Source organism: Stenotrophomonas sp. YJH_SMC_123, from assembly GCF_059368215.1.
In genome coordinates this window covers 134,824-154,570 of record NZ_JCAFRM010000001.1, presented here as the reverse complement: position 1 = coordinate 154,570, position 19,747 = coordinate 134,824, and the positions used below count along the sequence as shown (strand labels likewise).

The 19,747-nt window shown below is 67.8% G+C and carries 21 protein-coding genes; 14 read left to right on the top strand and 7 right to left on the bottom strand.

Translation table 11 applies throughout. The features are described from left to right. Positions 1-54 precede the first annotated feature (54 nt). From murD to AC5P5W_RS00765, 3 genes are all read right to left on the bottom strand, one after another. Positions 55-1,464: a UDP-N-acetylmuramoyl-L-alanine--D-glutamate ligase gene (murD, locus tag AC5P5W_RS00775; protein WP_197575284.1), complete on the bottom strand. Its 1,410-nt coding sequence runs from the start codon at positions 1,462-1,464 to the stop codon at positions 55-57. Then, entirely contained in the window at positions 1,445-2,797 is a 1,353-nt protein-coding gene (murL, locus tag AC5P5W_RS00770) for a UDP-N-acetyl-alpha-D-muramoyl-L-alanyl-L-glutamate epimerase (RefSeq protein ID WP_014646280.1), read from the bottom strand. Before murL ends, murD begins: the two co-directional genes overlap by 20 nt. Positions 2,798-2,873: 76 nt before the next feature. After that, the gene (locus tag AC5P5W_RS00765; RefSeq protein ID WP_046429381.1) at positions 2,874-5,468 is read right to left on the bottom strand and encodes a bifunctional aspartate kinase/diaminopimelate decarboxylase; all 2,595 of its coding nucleotides are present in this window, start codon (positions 5,466-5,468) and stop codon (positions 2,874-2,876) included. A 75-nt stretch (positions 5,469-5,543) separates the two neighbouring features. On the opposite strand from AC5P5W_RS00765, the gene AC5P5W_RS00760 reads away from it, so the two are divergent. Both AC5P5W_RS00760 and AC5P5W_RS00755 read left to right on the top strand, forming a co-directional pair. After that, positions 5,544-6,416 carry a PhzF family phenazine biosynthesis isomerase gene (locus tag AC5P5W_RS00760; protein ID WP_197575285.1) on the top strand — a complete coding sequence of 291 codons (873 nt, stop codon included), beginning with the start codon at positions 5,544-5,546 and terminating at the stop codon, positions 6,414-6,416. A 130-nt stretch (positions 6,417-6,546) separates the two neighbouring features. Then, the gene (locus tag AC5P5W_RS00755) at positions 6,547-7,425 is read left to right on the top strand and encodes a PhzF family phenazine biosynthesis protein (protein WP_049441090.1); all 879 of its coding nucleotides are present in this window, start codon (positions 6,547-6,549) and stop codon (positions 7,423-7,425) included. Between the two features lie 166 nt (positions 7,426-7,591). On the opposite strand, the gene AC5P5W_RS00750 is transcribed toward AC5P5W_RS00755, so the two are convergent. Next, complete coding sequence (locus AC5P5W_RS00750) at positions 7,592-8,023, bottom strand: OsmC family protein (protein ID WP_014646276.1); 432 nt, start codon at positions 8,021-8,023, stop codon at positions 7,592-7,594. A 371-nt stretch (positions 8,024-8,394) separates the two neighbouring features. Here AC5P5W_RS00750 and AC5P5W_RS00745 point away from each other — a divergent pair, with 371 nt between their 5' ends. From AC5P5W_RS00745 to AC5P5W_RS00730, 4 genes are all read left to right on the top strand, one after another. Continuing rightward, positions 8,395-8,793 (top strand): HU family DNA-binding protein, encoded by a 399-nt coding sequence (locus AC5P5W_RS00745; RefSeq protein ID WP_010483539.1) that lies wholly within the window; start codon positions 8,395-8,397, stop codon positions 8,791-8,793. Between the two features lie 254 nt (positions 8,794-9,047). Then, entirely contained in the window at positions 9,048-9,356 is a 309-nt protein-coding gene (locus tag AC5P5W_RS00740) for a DUF3861 family protein (protein WP_495220762.1), read from the top strand. A gap of 56 nt (positions 9,357-9,412) precedes the next feature. Beyond that, entirely contained in the window at positions 9,413-9,958 is a 546-nt protein-coding gene (locus tag AC5P5W_RS00735; protein ID WP_014646274.1) for a hypothetical protein, read from the top strand. Positions 9,959-10,040: 82 nt separating this feature from the next. Continuing rightward, positions 10,041-10,637, top strand: a complete 597-nt coding sequence (locus AC5P5W_RS00730) for a DUF1439 domain-containing protein (protein ID WP_197575286.1) — start codon at positions 10,041-10,043, stop codon at positions 10,635-10,637. A 72-nt stretch (positions 10,638-10,709) separates the two neighbouring features. Here the strand turns inward: AC5P5W_RS00730 and AC5P5W_RS00725 are convergent, their stop codons facing one another. Both AC5P5W_RS00725 and AC5P5W_RS00720 read right to left on the bottom strand, forming a co-directional pair. Beyond that, complete coding sequence (locus tag AC5P5W_RS00725) at positions 10,710-11,252, bottom strand: type 1 glutamine amidotransferase domain-containing protein (protein ID WP_032957815.1); 543 nt, start codon at positions 11,250-11,252, stop codon at positions 10,710-10,712. A 163-nt stretch (positions 11,253-11,415) separates the two neighbouring features. Then, positions 11,416-11,883 (bottom strand): SET domain-containing protein, encoded by a 468-nt coding sequence (locus AC5P5W_RS00720; RefSeq protein ID WP_197575207.1) that lies wholly within the window; start codon positions 11,881-11,883, stop codon positions 11,416-11,418. Positions 11,884-12,092: 209 nt separating this feature from the next. Here AC5P5W_RS00720 and AC5P5W_RS00715 point away from each other — a divergent pair, with 209 nt between their 5' ends. The 5 genes from AC5P5W_RS00715 (at position 12,093) to AC5P5W_RS00695 (ending at position 17,394) form a co-directional block, all read left to right on the top strand. After that, on the top strand, positions 12,093-12,548 hold the full coding sequence (locus AC5P5W_RS00715) for an SUF system Fe-S cluster assembly regulator (protein ID WP_005408436.1): 456 nt from the start codon (positions 12,093-12,095) through the stop codon (positions 12,546-12,548). Between the two features lie 16 nt (positions 12,549-12,564). Continuing rightward, positions 12,565-14,040 (top strand): Fe-S cluster assembly protein SufB, encoded by a 1,476-nt coding sequence (gene sufB, locus AC5P5W_RS00710; protein WP_014646271.1) that lies wholly within the window; start codon positions 12,565-12,567, stop codon positions 14,038-14,040. A 74-nt stretch (positions 14,041-14,114) separates the two neighbouring features. Next, on the top strand, positions 14,115-14,879 hold the full coding sequence (gene sufC / locus AC5P5W_RS00705) for a Fe-S cluster assembly ATPase SufC (protein ID WP_032957818.1): 765 nt from the start codon (positions 14,115-14,117) through the stop codon (positions 14,877-14,879). Next, the gene (sufD, locus tag AC5P5W_RS00700; protein ID WP_495220761.1) at positions 14,879-16,141 is read left to right on the top strand and encodes a Fe-S cluster assembly protein SufD; all 1,263 of its coding nucleotides are present in this window, start codon (positions 14,879-14,881) and stop codon (positions 16,139-16,141) included. Before sufC ends, sufD begins: the two co-directional genes overlap by 1 nt. Continuing rightward, entirely contained in the window at positions 16,138-17,394 is a 1,257-nt protein-coding gene (locus AC5P5W_RS00695) for a cysteine desulfurase (RefSeq protein ID WP_046429365.1), read from the top strand. Before sufD ends, AC5P5W_RS00695 begins: the two co-directional genes overlap by 4 nt. A gap of 15 nt (positions 17,395-17,409) precedes the next feature. On the opposite strand, the gene AC5P5W_RS00690 is transcribed toward AC5P5W_RS00695, so the two are convergent. Next, the gene (locus AC5P5W_RS00690; protein WP_197576174.1) at positions 17,410-18,060 is read right to left on the bottom strand and encodes a transposase; all 651 of its coding nucleotides are present in this window, start codon (positions 18,058-18,060) and stop codon (positions 17,410-17,412) included. Positions 18,061-18,162: 102 nt separating this feature from the next. On the opposite strand from AC5P5W_RS00690, the gene AC5P5W_RS00685 reads away from it, so the two are divergent. From AC5P5W_RS00685 to AC5P5W_RS00675, 3 genes are all read left to right on the top strand, one after another. Next, positions 18,163-18,702, top strand: coding sequence for a GNAT family N-acetyltransferase (locus AC5P5W_RS00685; protein WP_197575213.1), 540 nt, complete (start codon positions 18,163-18,165; stop codon positions 18,700-18,702). Continuing rightward, positions 18,699-19,031, top strand: a complete 333-nt coding sequence (locus tag AC5P5W_RS00680; protein WP_014646265.1) for a non-heme iron oxygenase ferredoxin subunit — start codon at positions 18,699-18,701, stop codon at positions 19,029-19,031. The genes AC5P5W_RS00685 and AC5P5W_RS00680 overlap by 4 nt, the downstream gene beginning before the upstream one ends. A 174-nt stretch (positions 19,032-19,205) precedes the next feature. Further along, the gene (locus tag AC5P5W_RS00675) at positions 19,206-19,607 is read left to right on the top strand and encodes a hypothetical protein (RefSeq protein WP_197575214.1); all 402 of its coding nucleotides are present in this window, start codon (positions 19,206-19,208) and stop codon (positions 19,605-19,607) included. Positions 19,608-19,747 lie beyond the last annotated feature (140 nt).

Here is a 19,747-nt window from a genome sequence, read left to right as displayed (position 1 = left end):
TGATAAATGCACGATGGGGTCAGAGCCCTTTCCTGCGGAAAAGGATCCGACCCCTTACCCGATGCCCAACCCCGGAATCGCGCTGATGCTGTCCGGATCGAACCCGGCCAGCGCGGCGAAATGACGGCCACGCGCCACGTAGTCGCGGTACGCACCAAAGCTCGGTGCACCCGGCGACAGCAGCACCACCCCGCCCTGTTCGCCCAGCGCGGCGCGCGCCAAGGCCATCGCCTCGGCGAGATCGCCCGCCGCATGCAGGCCGAAGCGACCGGCGTCGGCCAACGGCTGCAGCATCGCGTGGATGCGCGGGCCGTTGCTGCCCATGGTCACGATCTCCACCGGCGGCACATCGCGCGCCATGTGCTGCATGAAATCGGTCCAGTCCAGGCCACGGTCATGCCCCCCCACCAGCAGCGCGATGCGCTGCCCGGCGAAGCACTCCAGCGCGGCCAGGCTGGCATGCGGCGTGGTGCTGATCGAATCGTTGACGTAGGTCAGGCCATCGGCCACGCCGATGCGCTGCAGGCGGTTCGGCAGCGGACGGAAGTCCTGCACCACCGGTGCCAGCGCTACGGCATCCAGCCCCAGCGCTTCCAGCGCGGCCAGCACCGCGCACAGGTTGCCGCGGTTGTGGCGGCCTGGCAGCGGCGTGTTGCAGGTATCAAACACGGCCTGCTCACCGCGATGCACGATGTCGCCGCGCATGTGCCAGCCCTGCGGCTGGTTGAACCAGACCACTTCGCTGTCGGGCAGCGACAGCGCGGCCAGGTGCGGATCGGCGGCGTTGAGCACAGCGATGCGCGGTGCGGCTTCAGTCACCAGCCGCAGCTTGTCTTCGATGTAACGCTGTTCGCTGCCGTGCCAGTCCAGGTGTTCCGGGAACAGGTTAAGCACCACCGCCACCTGCGGGCGGGCGCCACTGCGTGCCACCTCACCGGTCTGGTAGCTGGACAGTTCCACCGCCCAGTACTCGGGCGCGGGCTGGGGATCCAGCACTTCCAGCAGCGGCAGGCCGATGTTGCCGACCAGGCCGGTGCGATGGCCGGCGGCACGCAGCAGGTGCGCAACCAGCGCGGTGGTGGTGCTCTTGCCCTTGGTACCGGTCACGCACACGGTGTCGTGCACGATGCCATCGTCGGCCGCGTGTTCGGCGAACCAAAGCGCGGTGCCACCGATGAAGCTGGTGCCCTGCACTGCAGCCGCCAGCGCGATCGGCTGGTACGGGCTGATGCCGGGCGATTTGATCACCACGTCGAACGCGGCCAGCGCTTCAGCGGAAGGCTCGCCACGCACGTCCAGCGCGCCCTCCGTTTCCGCACGCGCCGCCTCGACCTCGGACACCGGGCAGAACAGGCTCAATGCCAGCGTGGGCAGGCGCGCGCGCAGCACCGCAAACGCGGCGCGGCCCTCACGGCCCCAGCCCCACAGCGCGACGCGCTTTCCTTCAAGCTTCGAAATCTTCACGCACCCGTTCCCACAGCGCAGCTGGAACACGGTGCTCACCCTGCAGCTGCAGCAGCGGTGCCAGTTCCAGTTCGGCGGCATCCAGCTGCGGCTGGATCTCGTTGCAGAAGCGCTTCACCAGCACGTCTTCCTTCCACTCCGGGCGCTGTGCCAGGGTCGCCATCGCCGCACGCGATTCGCGGCCTTCGCCCACGCACTCGAACGGCTTGTGGTCCTGGAATTCCAGCAGCGCATCGAAGCCACCGGCCTGCTCGGCGTCGTCCAGCAGGTTGCGGCCGAAGATGCGCACCAGGCGCGTCTTGGGCATGAACGGGGCCAGCGCCAGGAACACGAAATGGCATTTCGGGCAGACGCCGCACCAGCGGTTCACCGGGCGCTCGCCGAGGATGTGGAAGTTGCGGTTGCAACTGGAGAAATGCGCGTCGTAGAAGTCACTCTTGGCGAACTGGCGGGCCACCGCCAGCTCGGACATCGGGCGCAGCAGCGAGTAGTACTGCAGGTCCGCCGCCACGTACTTCTGCACATGGCTACCGAAGGCCTGCTCGCAGGCCCACCCCTTGGACCACTGGTGGTTCACTTCGCCGGTGCCTGGAATCTGGCTGCCGTAGCTGGCCGAGCGCTCGTTGGAGAACACAACCTGGTCCACGCCGTGCAGCAACGCGGCCAGCACCATGATCGCCGAGTTCACCACCGTCACCGGGATATGGCCGTTCCAGGCGCCCTGGCGGTTCAACTCGAACAGTTCCGGTGCCAGCGTGCGGCCCAGGTTCAAGGTCGGCAGGCCAGTGCGCTCGGCGCACGCACGGATCAGCTGCGAGCCACCGATCCAGGTCACGGTCTCGTCCACGCCGGCACGGCGCAGCGCTTCGATGCTGACCAGCGAATCCTTGCCGCCGCCGATGGCCACCAGCGCGTGCGGCTGCAGGCCCAGCGCCGGCGCCTGCGCAGCTACGCCCTGCACCGGCAACCGGAAGCGGCCGCGCAGGTTCAGGCCGTTGCGGTAGGCGAATTCGCCCAGGCCGTTGAGGTAAATGGTCTCCACCAGCGCGGCGGTATCGGCATCGATGCTGTAGCTGTCGATGCTGACCGTATCCGGTACGCCGGCCTTGTAGTAGCTGACACCGGCGATCAGGTGCAGCAGCTGCAGCGCGCGCTGCACGGCGGCGCTACGCGCTTCGTCCAGCACGAACGGGGCGCCGGGCACGGTGATGGTTTCCACCATCTCCGGGCCGTCATCAAAGGCGTAGACCAGCCTGGCCACGCCGGTATCCGCGGCGAATTCGCAGCGGACGAAGCGGAAGCGGGAAACCTGGTGTTTGTCGAAAGCAGTCATGGTGTATCCGGTCAGGCACGGGCCCGCGCGATGGCGCGGGGCGTGTCGGTGGGCGGGTGCAGGGCGCGCGCGGTGGTCATTCGATCACGTCTTCGCGCGGCAGCATCCGCTGGTTGTAGGTGTTGGCCATCACATAGCCGTACGCGCCGGCGTCGGCGATCAGCATCACGTCGTCCGGCGCGGTCGACACCGGCAGCTTGCGGCGCTTGCCGAACACATCGCTGGATTCGCAGATCGGCCCGACCACATCGAACGCCGCTTCGGCATAACCGCCCTGGCGGCTGAGGTTCTCGATGTCGTGCCAGGCGTCGTACAGCGCCGGGCGCATCAGCGTGTTCATGCCGGCATCCAGGCCCACGCGGCGCACGCCGTCCTTTTCCACCACCTGGGTGGCATGGGTCAGCAGCACGCCCGATTCGGCCACCAGGTAGCGGCCCGGCTCGATCGCCAGGCGGAATGCCGGGTGCAGCGCCTTGACCTCGGCCAGGCCCTCGGCCCAGGCGTCCAGGTCGAACGGCTCGTCTTCGTCGCTGTACGGAATCGGCAGGCCGCCACCGATGTCGATGGTGTGCACGCTGCCGATGCGGCGGGCGAAGCCGGCCAGCTCATCGCACATCAGGCGCCAGTGCTGCGCGGTTTCCACGCCACTGCCCAGGTGCGCATGCAGGCCGACCACGCGGCTGCCCAGCTCGGTGGCCGCGCGCACGAACTCGTCCACGCGGGCGATCGGCAGGCCGAACTTGGACTCCTTGCCGCCGGTGCGGACCTTGGCATGGTGGCCTTCGCCACGCCCCAGGTCGACGCGCAGCCACAGCTCGCGGTTGCGGAACAGGTCCGGCCAGCGCTGCAGCGCTTCGACGTTGTCGACGGTGACGGTCACGCCAAGGGCGAACGCCGCCTCGTACTCGCTGCGCGGGCAGAAGCTGGGAGTGAACAGCACGCGCCGCGGCGACAGCTCCGGCAGGTGCTGGAACACATGCTTCAGCTCGCCGTACGAGACGCACTCCAGCCCGAAGCCCTCGGCTTCCAGCAACTGCAGGATGGCCGGGTGGCTGTTGGCCTTGATCGCGTAGTAACGCTGGTCGATCGGCTTGATCGCGGCCAGCGCGCGGGCGCGGGCGCGTACCGTCGGCAGGTGGTAGACATAGCGCGGCGTACCGGCATCGGCCAGCTGCAGCAGGTGCGCACGCTGGCCGCGCCACCACGGCGTGCCGCGCGGGCGCACGGTGCCGGCAATCTCGCGCCAGCGCGGGCCGAACACTTCGGTTTCTTCCACCGGCATCGCGCCGCTGTCGATCAGCTCGGCATGCAGGATCGGCAGCAGGCCATCGGCATCGGCCTCGTCGATGACGAAGGTCAGGTTCAGGTCGTTGGACGACTGCGAAATCATGTGCACGCGCTCGCGGCCGAAGGTGGCCCACACGTCCGACAGCTTGTGCAGCAGAGAACGCATGCCGCGGCCGACCAGGGTGATCGCCGCGCACGGCACGATCACCTTCACCTTGCAGATCTGCGACAGGTCGGCCGACAGCGCGGCCAGCACATCGGTGTTGACCAGGTTCTCGGACGGGTCCAGCGACACGGTGACGTTGGTCTCGGCCGAACCGATCAGGTCCACCGACAGGCCATGCTTCTTGAACAGGTTGAACACATCGGCCAGGAAGCCGACCTGCTGCCACATGCCGATGCCTTCCATCGACACCAGCACGATGCCGTTGCGGCGGCTGATCGCCTTGACGCCTGGTACCGGTGCAGCACTGCCGTCAATGCTGGTGCCCGGCAGTTCCGGACGCTCGGTATCGAGGATGGCCATCGGCACGCCTGCATCGCGGCACGGCTTGATCGAGCGCGGATGCAGCACCTTGGCACCAGTGGTGGCGATTTCCTGCGCCTCGTAGTAGTCCAGGCGGGTCAGCAGGCGCGCGTCCGGCACATCCTTCGGGTTGGCACTGAACATGCCCGGCACATCGGTCCAGATTTCCACGCGGCTGGCGCCGAGCAGCGCGCCGAAGTACGCCGCCGAGGTATCCGAGCCACCACGGCCGAGGATGGCGGTACCGCCATCGGCATGCCGCGAGATGAAACCCTGGGTGATCAGCAGGCGGGTCGGCTGCGCGCGGAAGCGCTGCATCCACTCCGCGTCGGCACGCCACTGGCAGTTCACCGACAGGCGCTGTGACCAGTCGCTCTGGTTCGGCTGCGGCGGCATCGCGTCCAGCCACTGGCGGGCATCCATCCAGCCCATGTCCAGGCCCGAGGCGTGCAGGTAGGCCGCGCCCAGCGTGGACGACAACAGTTCGCCCTGGCCCAGCACTTCGGCCTGCCACTGCAGCGGACGGGTGGCCGCACGCGGGTCGTCGAGCAGGCCCTGCAGTGCCGCCAGGCGCTCGGCCAGTACTTCGCGGCCCAGGCCCAGTTCGGCCAGGAAGCCTTCATGGCGTTCGACCAGCGCGGCCACGCGATCACGGCTGTCCGGCGCGCCATCGGCGATCGCGGTCAGTTCGTTGGTGACCCCGGACAGCGCCGACACCACCACCAGCACGCGCGAGCCGGTCTCTTCCGCGCGTTTTTTCGCCAGCTTCCCGATCGTGTCCCAGCGGTGACGACGCGACACCGAAGTGCCGCCGAACTTCAGTACGATCCAACGATCGACAAGGGGGGAAGCTGACATGGATTGGCTATGTAGAATGTGGGGAAGCCGCCCTCGGGGGCGGAACCTTTGATTCTAAGCGCAATATCCCCGTAGATGGCCCTCCTCCGTTACCTGCAGCTCGATGTCTTCGCCTCCCGCCCCGGAACCGGGAATCCACTGGGTGCCCTGCTGGACGCCGATGCGCTCTCCGGCGAGCAGATGCAGGCCCTGGCCACCTGGCTGAACCTGTCCGAGACGGTGTTCTTCCTGCGCCCCAGCGCGCCCGGCGCCGACTACCACATCCGCATCTTCACCCCGACCCGAGAGCTGGCGTTCGCCGGCCACCCGAGCGTCGGCGCGGCCTGGGCGGCGGTGAGCTGCGGCCTGGCCCAGCCTCGCGACGGCGCCCTGCTGCAGCAGTGCGCGGCGGGGGTGCTGCCCGTGCGGGTGAGCGGCCCGGCCGAGGCACTCCAGATCCAGCTGGCCAGCCCACCGGCGCGGCAACTGGCGACTGGCGCAGATGCGGCACCCGAAACACTGCTGGCCCTCGCCGCCAACGGGCACGTGCCCGAACTCTGGGACAACGGCGCGCGCTGGTGGCTGCTGCCGCTGCGCGATGCCGCCGCTGTGCGCGGCCTGGCGCCGGACATGGCCGCCCTGCGCGACTGGAGCCTTGCCACCGAGGCCACCGGCGTGGCCGTATTCGCCGACGAAGCCGGTACCGACCACACCCGTGTGGTGCGCGCATTCTGCCCCGCCGATGCGGCCAGCGTGCCGGAAGATCCGGTCACCGGCAGCGCCAATGCCCTGATCGCTGCCTGGCTGCGGCAGCGCAACGCCCTGCCCGGCCGCGAGGGCCACTACGTGGCCAGCCAGGGCCGCGAAGTCGGCCGCGATGGCCACGTGCAGGTGCAGGTCGACGCGCAGGGCACGGTCTGGATCGGCGGCCAGGTGCAGCCGGTCATCGACGGCCACCTTCGCTGGTAGCGCACGAAAAAAGGGGACGGAGGGAATTAAGTCGCTTATGGCACTTGGGGCACAAGCGACTTAATTCCCTCCGTCCCCTTTTTTGTGCCCCGCGCTACGCTATGCCGCCTGTTTACTGGAGTCCTGCCTGATGTCCACCCGCCGTTTCCTGCAGCTGGATGTGTTCTCCCCGCGCGCCGGTGCCGGCAATCCGCTGGCCGTGGTGCTTGATGCCGAAGGCCTGGACGATGCCAGCATGCAGGCCATTGCGCGCTGGACGCGCCTGCCCGAGACCACCTTCGTGTTCCCGCCGCAGGTCGCAGGCGCCAGCTACCGGCTGCGCATGTTCAGCCCGCAGAAGGAGGTCCCGTTCGCCGGCCATCCCAGCGTCGGCACCGCGCATGCGGTGCTGCAGGCGGGCCTGGCCGCGCCAGTCGACGGCGTGCTCGTGCAGGACGGCATCGCCGGTGCGCTGCCGCTGCGCGTGAGCGGCGAGGGCGCGCAGCAGCGCATTGCCATCCGCACCCCGCGCGCGCAGCTGGCGGAGATCGCCGAGGCCACCGACCCGCGCCTGCAGGCGGCGCTGAAGGATTGGCCGCTGGGCTCGCTGCCGCCGGCGCGCATGCAGGGCGGGCGCAGCTGGTGGGTGGTGCAGGTGGCCGATGAAGCGGCACTGCGCGCACTGCGCCCGGACTGGGACGCGGTCGCGGCTCTGGCCGAATCCACCGACAGCATGGGCGTGTTTGCCTACGCCTTCAGCGATGGCAGCGAGGGCTTCGATCTTGCAGTACGTGCCTTCGTCGGCAATGGACGCCGCTTCGAGGACGCCGCCTCCGGCGCGGCTAATGCCGTGCTGGCCGCGTGGCTGGACCTGCGCGATGCGCTGCCCCGAGGCCGTGCACCGTTCGAAGTCAGCCAGGGCCGCGAAGTCGGCCATGACGCGCGCCTGACCCTGCGGGTCGATGAAGACGGCGAGGTCTGGTCGGGCGGGCAGGTGCAGACGGTGATTACCGGCACCCTTGATTGGTGATCGCGCTGGCGGGTGGTAGAGCCGAAGGCAGCGGCAGGAGCCGCTGCCAACGTCGGACGCGACGGCCCGGAGGGTGGCGGCCAGGAAGGCCGCCATAACGCTGGCCGGCTGCTACATGGACCCCGGCATCATGCGGTTGCCGGCCCGCGGCCGGCACTACCGTGGCTCAGCCCAGTTCGGCTTCCAGGCTGATCGGCACCGCGCTCAGCGCCTTGGACACCGGGCAGTTCTGCTTGGCGTCATCGGCAATGGCACGGAACTGTGCGGCGTCGATACCCGGCACCACGGCCTTCACCTTCAGCCGGATCTGCGACAGCTGCGGCCCGCCCTCCAGGGACAGATCGACCTTGGCCTCGGTGTCCAGCGAGGTCGGGGTGAAGCCGGCCTCACCAAGCTTGGCCGACAGCGCCATGGTGAAACAGCCGGCGTGCGCGGCGGCGATCAGCTCCTCCGGATTGGTGCCCTTCTCGTCGCCGAAGCGGCTGTTGAAACCGTAGCGGGTCTTGTCCAGCAGCCCGCTCTGCGGCGTGCTCAGCTGTCCCTTGCCCGACTTCAGATCGCCTTCCCAGTGCGCGGTGGCGTGTCGCGAGATTCCCATGTGCTGCTCCTGCGTGGCGGTGATGAACGGCCACTCTCGCACGGGACGCGTTAGCCCTGCGTCGCTCCGCCGCATGCCGCACGTCCGCCGGACATCGGACAGCTGGTCACTTCTTCGCCAGACCGACGTGGACTTTTCCCTTGTTTTCAGTGGTTTCGCACATTCCAGCAACGGGCAGGAAGCAGCCATCGCGCACGCTGCAGCGCCCCCGTCCCCCACCGCCGGCCATGTACTGAATCGGCCTGGATATGAAAAAACATGCACTTTCCGCGCTTCGGGCTATTGGCGGCGCCCGAGAGTTGCCCTACATTGCGCTTGCCGACGGGGTTCGGCGCCGACCACACAACCAACCGTTCACGGAACAGGAAACCATGGCAAAGACCGCTAAGAAGGCTGCCCCGAAGAAGGCAGTGAAGAAAGTCGCGACGAAGGCAGCCGCCAAGCCGGCCGCTCCGAAGCCGATCAAGGAAGTGCTGACCAAGTCCGGCCTGGTTGCACACATCGCTGAAGCCTCCGGCGTCATCGCCAAGGACGTCCGCGCTGTGCTGGCCTCGCTGGAAAGCGCCGTCGCCTCCTCGGTGCACAAGAAGGGCGCTGGCTCGTTCACCCTGCCGGGCCTGCTGAAGATCACCACCGTCAATGTGCCGGCCAAGCCGAAGCGCAAGGGCATCAACCCGTTCACCAAGGAAGAGCAGTGGTTCGCTGCCAAGCCGGCCACCACCAAGCTGAAGGTGCGTCCGCTGAAGAAGCTGAAGGACGCCGCGCTGTAAGCGCGCGCCCCAACGCGGATTCCGACGGGACGGCTCTGGCCGTCCCGTTTTTTTTGTCCGCACCACACCCCGCAACACAGCGTTGCCGCGGCCCCGGCAATCCCCGTACAGGCCCGCCAGCATTGGCTGCCGGTGCTCCGCAAAGGGCGCGGAACGTACCGGGTGGAACACTGCGTGCAGCGCCGGCCGTCGCCGCCAGCCGTGGCCTTGCCTATGGTGGGCACATCCTCCACAGCTACGGCGAGCACACCCTCATGGCCAGCCCCTCCACCCGCTACCGGATCTCGGTAACCCCGATCGAAAAGGACGGGCTGCAGTGCACCGGGCGCTGCACCATCGAACTGGAACACCGCGCCGGCCGCGACCTGATGCGCCTGGTGGAAGCGGCCCCGCGTACCGCCGGCATCAGTGGCGACGAGCGCGCGACCCTGGTGATCGCCACCCAGCTGCTGCGCGACATCGTGCAACGCCACGCCGAGACCGACGGCCACGCACTGGCCGCCATCGCCGGTCAGGTCCTGCCGGCGCTGGACGCGCTGGAGCAGCTGCCCTCCTCCCGCTGATAGCGGCGCAACCGATACACTGCCGCCCTCCAGGTTGCCTCGGGGAGGAGGCGGGCATGCGCAGGATCCTGTTCCTGATCGCACCACTGGTGCTGCTGGGTTGTTCACGCCCGGCGGCACAGACGAATGATCACATCACGGCAGCGTCCGCTCCCGTCGCCGCAGCAGCGGACACCGGTACCGGCCCCGGTCCCGGTCCCGGTCCCGCAGCATTGCAGGCGAGCGATATGACGCTGCTGTCCGCCGTCGACGACGGCGCAGAGCCGCCGTCGACGATGCTCAACCGCTACGTCGCCGCACTGCTCAACCGCGACCGCGCCGCCAGCGATGCTGCCTGGACGATCCCACCCGGCGACCCGCGGCATGCAGACGACGCCGCGCTGCGGCAGCTGCAGGACCTGCGCACGCTGCGCCTGCACAGCGATACCCCGATCGCCCGAGATGACCGGCAGCCACCGCGGCTGCTTGAAGTCCCTGTGCAGATCCGTGCGGTCACCGCCAATGGCACGTTCCGCTTCGGCGGCTGGTACCGCGTGCAGCCCAGCAGCGACGGCAGCGCCTGGCAGATCCAGTCGGCACAGCTGCGTCCAACGCTGGACTGAACCGTTGCAGCGGCATGCACGCGCGATTCAGCCTGCGCGGCTACTCTTTGATCCATCCATCTGCTTCCCAACGGTCACCGACATGCGCCTGCGTTCCCTGATGACCCGCCTCGCGGCCTCCACCGTGCTGATCGCCGCTGCGATCGGTGCACAGGCGGCTCCCTCCATTTCCGGCCGCGAACTGTCGGTGGGCGCCAGCGACGTGCAGCAGTACCTCGATGGCAGCTTCCCGCGCACCCAGGACGCCCTCGGCGGCCTGATCGCCCTGACCATGAGCCACCCGCAGCTGAGCCTTCCGGCCGGCGAACGGTTGAACCTGGGCATGGACGTCGCGCTGGCCACCGCCGGCGGCAACCCGGCCCGACTGGGCACGGTGAAGCTCAGCAGCGGCCTGCGCTACGACGCGCAGACCCAGGGCTTTCACCTGCAGCAGCCGAGCGTGGATGACTTCACCCCGGCCAACCAGGGCGGCCGCCTCGACTCGCGCACCCGTGGCCTGCTCAATGCGTGGCTGAGCGACCACGCCCAGCGCGAACCGATCTACAAGCTGGACCCGGCCGTGGCCGGGGTGCTCGGCGCCCTGCAGGTGCAGTCGGCACAGGTGAAGAACGGCAAGCTGGTGGTCACTTTCAACCAGAACCTGGGCAACCTGGTACCGGCAGGCCTGCTGGGCAAATGAGGTGGTGCCGGCCGCTGGCCGGCAGCACGTCACTGCATCTGCCGGCCAGCGGCCGGCACTACCGGTAGCGCATCAGGCGGCAAGCGCTTTTACCACCGCCTCGCTGAAAGCCGGAATGTCATCCGGCTTGCGGCTGGTGATGACGTTGCCGTCGACCACCACCTCGGCATCGCGCCATGTCGCACCCGCGTTCGCCAGATCCTGCTGCAGGGAAGGCCAGGAGGTCAGCTCGCGGCCATCGGCCAGGCCGCTGTTGATCAGCAGCCACGGGCCATGGCAGATCGCCGCCACGGGCTTGCCGGCTTCATCCACTGAACGGATGAAGGCCAGTACGGCATCATCGGTGCGCAGTGTGTCCGGATTGATGACCCCGCCGGGCAGAACCACCGCATCGAAGCGTGCAGGATCGGCCTCATCCAACGGGATATCCACCGCGACGGCGTCGCCCCAGTTCTTCTCCTTCCAGCCCTTGATCGTCGCTTCCTTTGCGGGCGAGACCACGCTGACGCGCGCCCCTTCCGCTTCCAGCAAACGCTTGGGTTCGATCAGTTCGGACTGTTCGAAGCCGTGGGTGGCAAGGATGGCAATCTGCTTGCCCTTCAATCGCTCTGCCATGGAGGCACTCCGGTTGGGGGAGCCCACAGGATGGAAGAACGGCCCTTGCGCGGCGGTGACCCTGTCGTGCACGGCAGGTGGAGAGCCGCCCGGGTGGTGCCGGCCGCTGGCCGGCACCTGGATTGCGCCTTGCCGGCCAGCGGCCGGCACTACCCGGTACCGATCAGCGCTTGGGCTGCAGCATCGTGCCGGTGCACTTGGACGAGCCGCAACGGCACTCCCAGATCTTCTTCAGCTTGGCGGTGTGGCGCTCGGCCAGGGTGATGCCGTAGTTGTAGGTCAGCTCCTCGCCGGCCTTGATATCACGCAGTGCCTCGATGAACACCTTGTCGCCCCGGCTGTCGCCGTCCTCGTCCTCCTCGATCACCGCCTCGCAGTTCGGGTCGCAGCTGTGGTTTATCCAGCGCGCGTCGTTGCCCTTGTAGTTGGCGTCGATCACCCAGTCATCGTTGAGGGTGAACAGGAAGGTATGGCCACTTTCGACGTCGCCGCTGTCATCGGCATCGACATCACCGTGGCTGCGCAGCAGGCCCTTGTACTGGATCACGCGCTCGCCCTGCTTGATCGGGGCCACGGCGAACACGCCGTTGCCATGGATGGCGGACTTGCGGGCTTGGATCTTCTTCGGCATCGGCGCGGGCTGTTTGCAGCGAATGGAATGGGGATTCTCGCCCATTCCGGGTGATTGCGAAAATCACCCCGTTGGCGCAGCATTGCGCCCCGGCAACGGCCGCGGTGTGTCCTCCCGGCCTGGCCCAAGCGCCGGCTGAATGCCCGGGTTGGATGGTGGCGAATAAAAGCGTACAATTTCAGTCCGCTTTAAGAACCACTCGCATCCCCATGTTGCGCGTCACCAAACTCACCGATTACGCCACCGTCGTGCTGACCGTGCTGGCCGCCCGTCCGGGCGAAGTGCTCAGTGCCACCGAGCTGGCCGAATTCACCGGTCTGGAGCCGCCCACCGTCAGCAAGGTGCTCAAGCCACTGGCCCAGGCCGGCCTGGTCGAAGGCCTGCGTGGCGTCCGTGGCGGCTACCGCCTGACCCGCCCGGCCATCGAGATCTCGCTGTTCGAAGTGGTCGAAGCGATGGAAGGGCCACTGGCCCTGACCGAATGCAGCCACGACCACCACCAGTGCGGCATGGCGCCCAAGTGCGGCGCGCGCAGCAGCTGGCGGCTGATCAACGACGTGGTCTCCGAGGCCCTGCGCGATGTCACCCTCGCGCAGATCCTGCCCCCTCTCCCCCTTGCCGATGACGAACAGCGCCGCACCATCGCTGTCGACGTCGTCTCCTGATCCGTAGGCAGCCCCCATGGCCACCGAAACCATCGAAAACGTCGCCCACGACGACACCCCCAACCGCGAGATCCACGAGCAGCTCGGCCGCAAGTATTCGGCCGGCTTCATCACCGAGATCGAGTCGGACTCCCTGCCGCCGGGCCTGGACGAGGACACCATCCGTGCCCTGTCGGCCAAGAAGGACGAGCCGGAGTGGATGACGCAGTGGCGCCTGGATGCCTACCGCCACTTCCTGACCCTGCCGATGCCGGACTGGGCCAAGCTGGAGATCGCGCCGATCGACCTGCAGGCGCTCAGCTACTACTCCGCGCCGAAGGGCCCGAAGTACGCCTCGCTGGATGATGTGCCGAAGGAACTGCTCGACACCTACGACAAGCTGGGCGTGCCGCTGCACGAGCGCGCCAAGCTGGCCGGCGTGGCGGTGGATGCGGTGTTCGACTCGGTATCCGTGGGCACCACCTTCCGCAAGGAACTGGCCGAGAAGGGCGTGATCTTCTGCTCGATGTCCGAGGCCATCAAGGAACACCCGGCGCTGGTGCGCCAGTACCTGGGCACCGTGGTGCCGGTCGGTGACAACTACTTCGCCGCGCTCAACTCGGCGGTGTTCTCCGATGGCAGCTTCGTGTTCATTCCCAAGGGCGTGCGCTGCCCGATGGAACTGAGCACCTATTTCCGCATCAACGCCGGCCACACCGGCCAGTTCGAGCGCACCCTGATCGTGTGCGAGGACAAGGCCTACGTCTCCTACCTGGAAGGCTGCACCGCGCCGATGCGCGATGAGAACCAGCTGCACGCCGCGGTGGTCGAGCTGGTCGCGCTGGAAGATGCGGAGATCAAGTACTCCACGGTGCAGAACTGGTACCCGGGCGACGAGAACGGCGTCGGTGGCATCTACAACTTCGTGACCAAGCGTGCCGAATGCCGTGGCGCGCGCAGCAAGGTCACCTGGACCCAGGTCGAGACCGGCTCGGCGATCACCTGGAAGTACCCGTCCTGCGTGCTGCTGGGCGACGATTCGGTCGGTGAGTTCCACTCGGTCGCGCTGACCCATCACCGCCAGCAGGCCGACACCGGCACCAAGATGATCCATGTCGGCAAGCGCACCAAGAGCAAGATCGTCAGCAAGGGCATCAGCGCCGGCCGTGGCCAGAACACCTACCGCGGCCTGGTGCGGGTGGACCGCAACGCCGAGGGCGCGCGCAACTACACCCAGTGCGACTCGCTGCTGATCGGCAAGCAGTGCGGCGCGCACACCTTCCCCTACATCGAGGTGAAGAACCCGGGCGCCACCGTCGAGCACGAGGCGACCACTTCCAAGATCTCCGATGACCAGCTGTTCTACTGCCGCGCCCGTGGCATCAGCCAGGAAGACGCGGTGTCGATGATCGTCGACGGCTTCTGCAAGCAGGTGTTCCGCGAACTGCCGATGGAGTTCGCGGTGGAAGCCAAGAAGCTGCTGGAAGTCTCGCTGGAAGGTTCGGTGGGCTGACCGCCCGCCCCTGCCCCTCGCAAACGCATTCTCTTTACCGGCGGGCCCTGGCCCGCCCCACGGAAACCCCCACCATGCTGAAGATCGAAAACCTCCACGCCCGCATCGGCGACAAGGAAATCCTCAAGGGCCTGTCGCTGGATGTGAAGCCCGGCCAGGTGCACGCCATCATGGGCCCGAACGGCGCCGGCAAGTCCACCCTGGGCAACGTCCTGGCCGGCCGCGACGGCTACGAAGTGACCGAAGGCAGCGTGCAGTTCGACGGCGTCGACCTGCTGGAGCAGGACCCGGAAGCACGTGCCGCCGCGGGCCTGTTCCTGGCGTTCCAGTACCCGGTGGAAATCCCGGGCGTGAACAATACCTACTTCCTGCGCGCGGCACTGAACGCCCAGCGCAAGGCGCGCGGCGAAGAAGAACTCGATTCCATGCAGTTCCTCAAGCTGGTGCGGCAGAAGCTGGCCGTGCTGCACCTGAAGGACGAACTGCTGCACCGTGGCGTCAACGAAGGCTTCTCCGGCGGCGAGAAGAAGCGCAACGAGATCTTCCAGCTGGCCGTGCTGGAACCGAAGCTGGCGATCCTGGACGAGACCGACTCAGGCCTGGACATCGACGCGCTGAAGAGCGTGGCCGACGGCGTCAACGCACTGCGCGGCGCCGACCGTTCGTTCCTGGTCATCACCCACTACCAGCGCCTGCTGGACTACATCAAGCCGGACGTCGTGCACGTGCTGGCCGATGGTCGCATCGTCAAGAGCGGCGGCCCCGAGCTGGCGCTGGAGCTGGAAGCGCACGGCTATGATTTCCTGAAGGACCGGGTCGTGCCCGAGGCGGCGGTCTGATGAGCGCCCTGCTTGATTCCATGGCCCAGGCCTTCTGTGGCAGCGATGCGCGCCGCGAAGTGCTGGATGCGGCCCTGCGCGACGGCCTGCCCGCCGCCCGCAATGAAGCCTGGAAGTACACCTCGCTGCGCCAGCTGGAACGCCGTGCGTTCGCTGCAGCGCCGCTGCAGGGCCCGGCGCTGGACGCCGCGCTGCTGGACGACATCCCGGCGCCGCGCCTGGTATTCGTCAACGGCCGCCTGGATGCCACGCTGAGCGATGTGCAGGCCCTGCCGTCCGGCGTGCAGCTGCAGCCGCTGTCGGCCGCGCTGGCCGCTGGCGAAGACGCCTTGCGTTTCCTTGGCCGTCGCTACGAGCGCAGCGAAGAGATCTTCGCCCGGCTCAACGCCGCACTGGCCGATGAAGGCGTCGTGCTGCGCGTGGATGAAGGCGTGCAGGTCGAAACGCCGCTGCAGCTGGTATTCGCCAGCGTCGCCGGCGAAGCCGACCTGGCCTGGCACCATCGCCACCTGATCGAACTCCGCGCCGGCGCCAGCCTGGGCGTGGTCGAGCACCGCTTCAGCGTGGGTGACTCCGCCCACCTGGACAACACCGTGCTGCATGCCCACGTCGCCCGCGACGGCGTACTCAAGCACGCCCGCGTGCAGGCCGGCAGCGCCCGCCAGACCAGCTTCCTGCGTACCGACGCGGTGCTGGCCCGCGACGCGCAGTACCACCGCGTGGACCTGGAACTGGGCGCCGCGCTCAGCCGCCACGAACTGAACGTGCGCCTGGAAGGCGACAACGCCCGGCTGACCGCCAACGGCGTGCTGCTCGGCAATGGCCGCCGCCACGTCGAGGCCCGCCTGGGCATCGACCACATCGCGCGCGATACCGCCTGCGAGCTGCTGTGGCGCGGCGTTGCCGCCAACCGCAGCCGCGTGGTGTTCCATGGCGGCATCCAGATCCGCGAAGGCGCCGACGGCACCGACGCGAACCTGTCCAACAAGAACCTGCTGCTGTCGGCCGATGCCGAGATCGATACCCAGCCGACGCTGGTGATCGACGCCGATGAAGTGAAGGCCGCGCACGGCGCGACCGTCGGCCAGCTCGATGCCAATGCGCTGTTCTACCTGCGCTCGCGTGGCCTGCCCCAGGTCCAGGCGCAGGCACTGCTGAGCGCTGCGTTCTGCCATGAACCGCTGAAGATCCTGCCGGACGCGTTGCGCGAGCAGCTGGCACGCCGCCTGGACAAGGCCCTGGCCGAGGCGGGTGTGGCATGAACCTGTCCACGCCACGCCCGATCGAAGAACGCACCGGCGCCCCGGACTGGGATCGCGTCCGCCTCGACTTCCCGCTGCTGATGCGTGAAGTGCACGGCAAGCCGCTGGTCTATTTCGACAACGCCAACACCGGCCAGAAGCCGGTACAGGTGATCGGCGCGGTGGATGAGTTCTACCGCCGCTACAACGCCAACGTCAGCCGCGCGGTGCATGCACTGGGCAGCGAAGCGACCGACGCCTACGAAGGCGCACGCAACAAGCTGGCACGCTTCCTCAACGTGCGCGCCAGCGACCTGGTGCTGTGCAGCGGCACCACCTTCGCCATCAACCTGGTGGCCTACTCGTGGGCGCTGCCGCGATTGAAGGCCGGCGACGTGATCCTGATCACACGCATGGAACACCATGCCAACATCGTGCCGTGGCAGCTGGTCGCGCAACGTACCGGCGCCACCATCCGCGTGGCCGAGATCACGCCCGATGGCGCGCTGGACCTGGATGCGCTGCGCGCGGCGATGACCCCGGAGGTCAGGCTGCTGGCGGTCACCCATGTCTCCAACGTGCTGGGCACGGTCAATCCGGTGCGCGAGATCTGCCGTGAAGCGCGCAAGCGCGGCATCATCACCGTGGTCGATGGCTCGCAGGCGGTGCCGCACCGCAAGGTCGACGTCGCCGCGATCGGCTGCGACTTCTACGCCATCACCGGCCACAAGATGTGCGGTCCGACCGGCACTGGTGCGCTGTGGGCGCGCCGCGAGCACCTGGACGCGATGCCGCCGTTCCTCGGCGGCGGCGAGATGATCAAGGAAGTCAGCTTCGACGGCACCGTGTTCAACGATGCCCCGCACAAGTTCGAAGCCGGCACCCCGAACATCGCCGGTTTCATCGGCCTGGGCGTGGCCGCCGACTACCTGCAGCAGCTCGGCCAGGAGAACGTGGAAGCCCGCGAAGCCGAACTGCTGGCGCACTTCACCGAGGAGCTGCGCCGCGTCGACGGCCTGCGCATCATCGGCGAAGCGCCGGAGAAGGCCGCCGTGGTCTCGTTCCTGATCGATGGCGCGCATGCGCACGATCTGGCCACCCTGCTCGACCTGGAAGGGGTGGCCGTGCGCTCGGGGCAGCACTGCGCACACCCGCTGCTGCAGTACTTCGGCGTCGCCGCCACCTGCCGTGCCTCGCTGGCGTTCTACAACACGCACGCCGAGATCGAGCGCTTCATGACCGCGCTGACCAAGGTGCGCAAGCTTCTGGGCTGAGCCGGCACACCGGGGTCAGATCCCTTTCGCGACGCGAAAGGGATCTGACCCCAGCAACGTCCCCACCAACCGGCGCTGTGACTGCAACGCTGCCCGGATCGCGACCAGATCACCCGCAGGAATGCCCTGCGCGATGAACTCCACATACCGCCTTCGCCGCTCTTCCACATCGAAGGCCATCAAATCGAACGCCGGGTGTGGTGTAAGCAGCGCGTTGCACGTTCCCCGCGCATTGGCCCGATAGCTGGACCAGCGATAGTCGCCGGGATGCGCCACCCTCCCCGCCCGCACCGGATTGAGCTCGATGTAGCGCTGGCAGGCCAGCAGATAGCGATCCGTATCCACCACCGTGGAGTGGAAGCGCCCTTCCCATAACGTGCCGGTGCGGCCCTGCCGATCATTCACCCGACGTACGTAGGTCCGGTTCACGGCCTGCATCATCCGCGACAGCCCGCCGCAGAGATCAGGCGTTGCCAGAAGATGGACGTGATTGTCCATCAGCACATAAGCGTGGACCCGGCAGTGCTGCTGGTCTGCGTGATGACACAGCAGGCGCAGGTAGGCGACGCGGTCGCCATCCGCAAAGAACACGCGCTGACGATTGTTGCCGCGCTGGACGACATGTTGCGGATATCCGGGCGCATCGATGCGCCGTGGCCTTGGCATGGGCTGCTCCTGGTAGCAGGGGGTCAGGGCCCTTCGCTGCGCAAAGGGATCTGCCCCCACTCCCCCATTTGCGCCCGCCCACGCCCCACCTAGAATGGGGCCATGAGCACCCTGACCTTCCGCGCCGCCACGCCGGCCGACATCCCCGCCCTGATCGCCCTCGTCACCTCGGCCTACCGTGGCGACGCCAGCCGCGTTGGCTGGACCACCGAAGCCGACCTGCTGGATGGCGCCCGCATCGACGCCGAAGGCATCCAGGCCGACCTCGACCGCCCGCGCTCGACCATCCTGCTGGCCGAGCGCGAAGGCGTTCTTGTGGCCTGCGCCCACGTTGCCGACGTCGACGGCAACGGCTACTTCGGCATGTTCTCGGTCGATCCGGCCCAGCAGGGCGGCGGCGTCGGCAAGCAGCTGATGGACGCCGCCGAAGCGCACGCCGCACGCGAATGGAAGGTGCCGGTGATGCAGATGACGGTGATCGACGTACGCGACGAACTGATCGCCTACTACGAGCGCCGCGGCTACCAGCGTACCGGCATCAAGAAGCCGTTCCCATATGGCGACGAACGCTTCGGAATCCCCAAGCGCGACGACCTGCGCTTCGAGGTCCTGGAAAAGCCACTGGCCGGAGCCGCCGCGTGAGCGATACCTGGACCTTCGTGTGTGCCGGCAACGAGCTGCTGCCCGGTGAAATGAAGAGCGTGTTCGACGAAGTGACCGGCACGCCGATCGTGGTGTTCAACCTCGACGGCGAGCTGTACGCGCTGGAAGACCAGTGCACGCATGAGGAGTTCGAGCTGTCCTCGGGCGAGTTCAACACCGACGAAGGCAGCGTGGAATGCGTGCTGCACGGCGCGCGCTTCGACGTGCGCGATGGCCGCGCCCTGTGCGCCCCGGCCTATACGCCGGTACCCAAGTTCCCGGTGAAGCGCGAACACGACGCCGTCTGGACCCGCGACGACCGCGATTGAAGCGCCCCTGGCCGCCGGCGACTCCGCCCAGGGGTGGAAGCCAGCGGAGCGCGCTGAGAGGCGTTCAGGGGCCTCCCCGGGCCTCCAGACCGCTCGTTCGCCCGCGCATATGCGAATCATTATCGTTGATGTTATCCTACGTAACATCTTCGTAACGACTCCGCCCCCTGCGCCATGGCTTTGCCCGCGCCCGCCGCCACGCTGTGCCAGCTTCCCCGCCATGGGTGGCCGTTGGCTGTGGCCCTGCTGCTGACGCTGCTGCTGGGCTGGTCGGCCCTGCACGAAGGGCGCGATGGACCCGCCACCTACGGCTGGCAGGCACACGCTGAAGATCTTCAGCAGGCCATGCCGATGCCGGCCCCGCCGGCGGACGAGTGCCCGCGCCATGCGGTGCCAGTACCGGAGCCGCCGCTGGATGGCGAGGGCACAACGCCCTGTACCGGACTGGCTCCCCCGCGCGCCGCCCTGGTCGCGCATGTTCCGCTGTGGCGCTCCGATGCCCTGCACTGGCAGCTGCACGATCCCGCACTGCGGTTGAACCCCGGCCACGCACCGCCCGCACCGCACGCCAGCTGAGGCGCCCTGCGGCCATTGCCGTGCGCCTGGAGTCGTCCGCTGCGTAGCCGAGCATCGGCTCGGCTCTACAGAAGACGCCCTCTACATGCCGTCGCGCTGTCTGCGCTTCGGCCCTCGCCCTTTTCCGATCCCAGCCACTA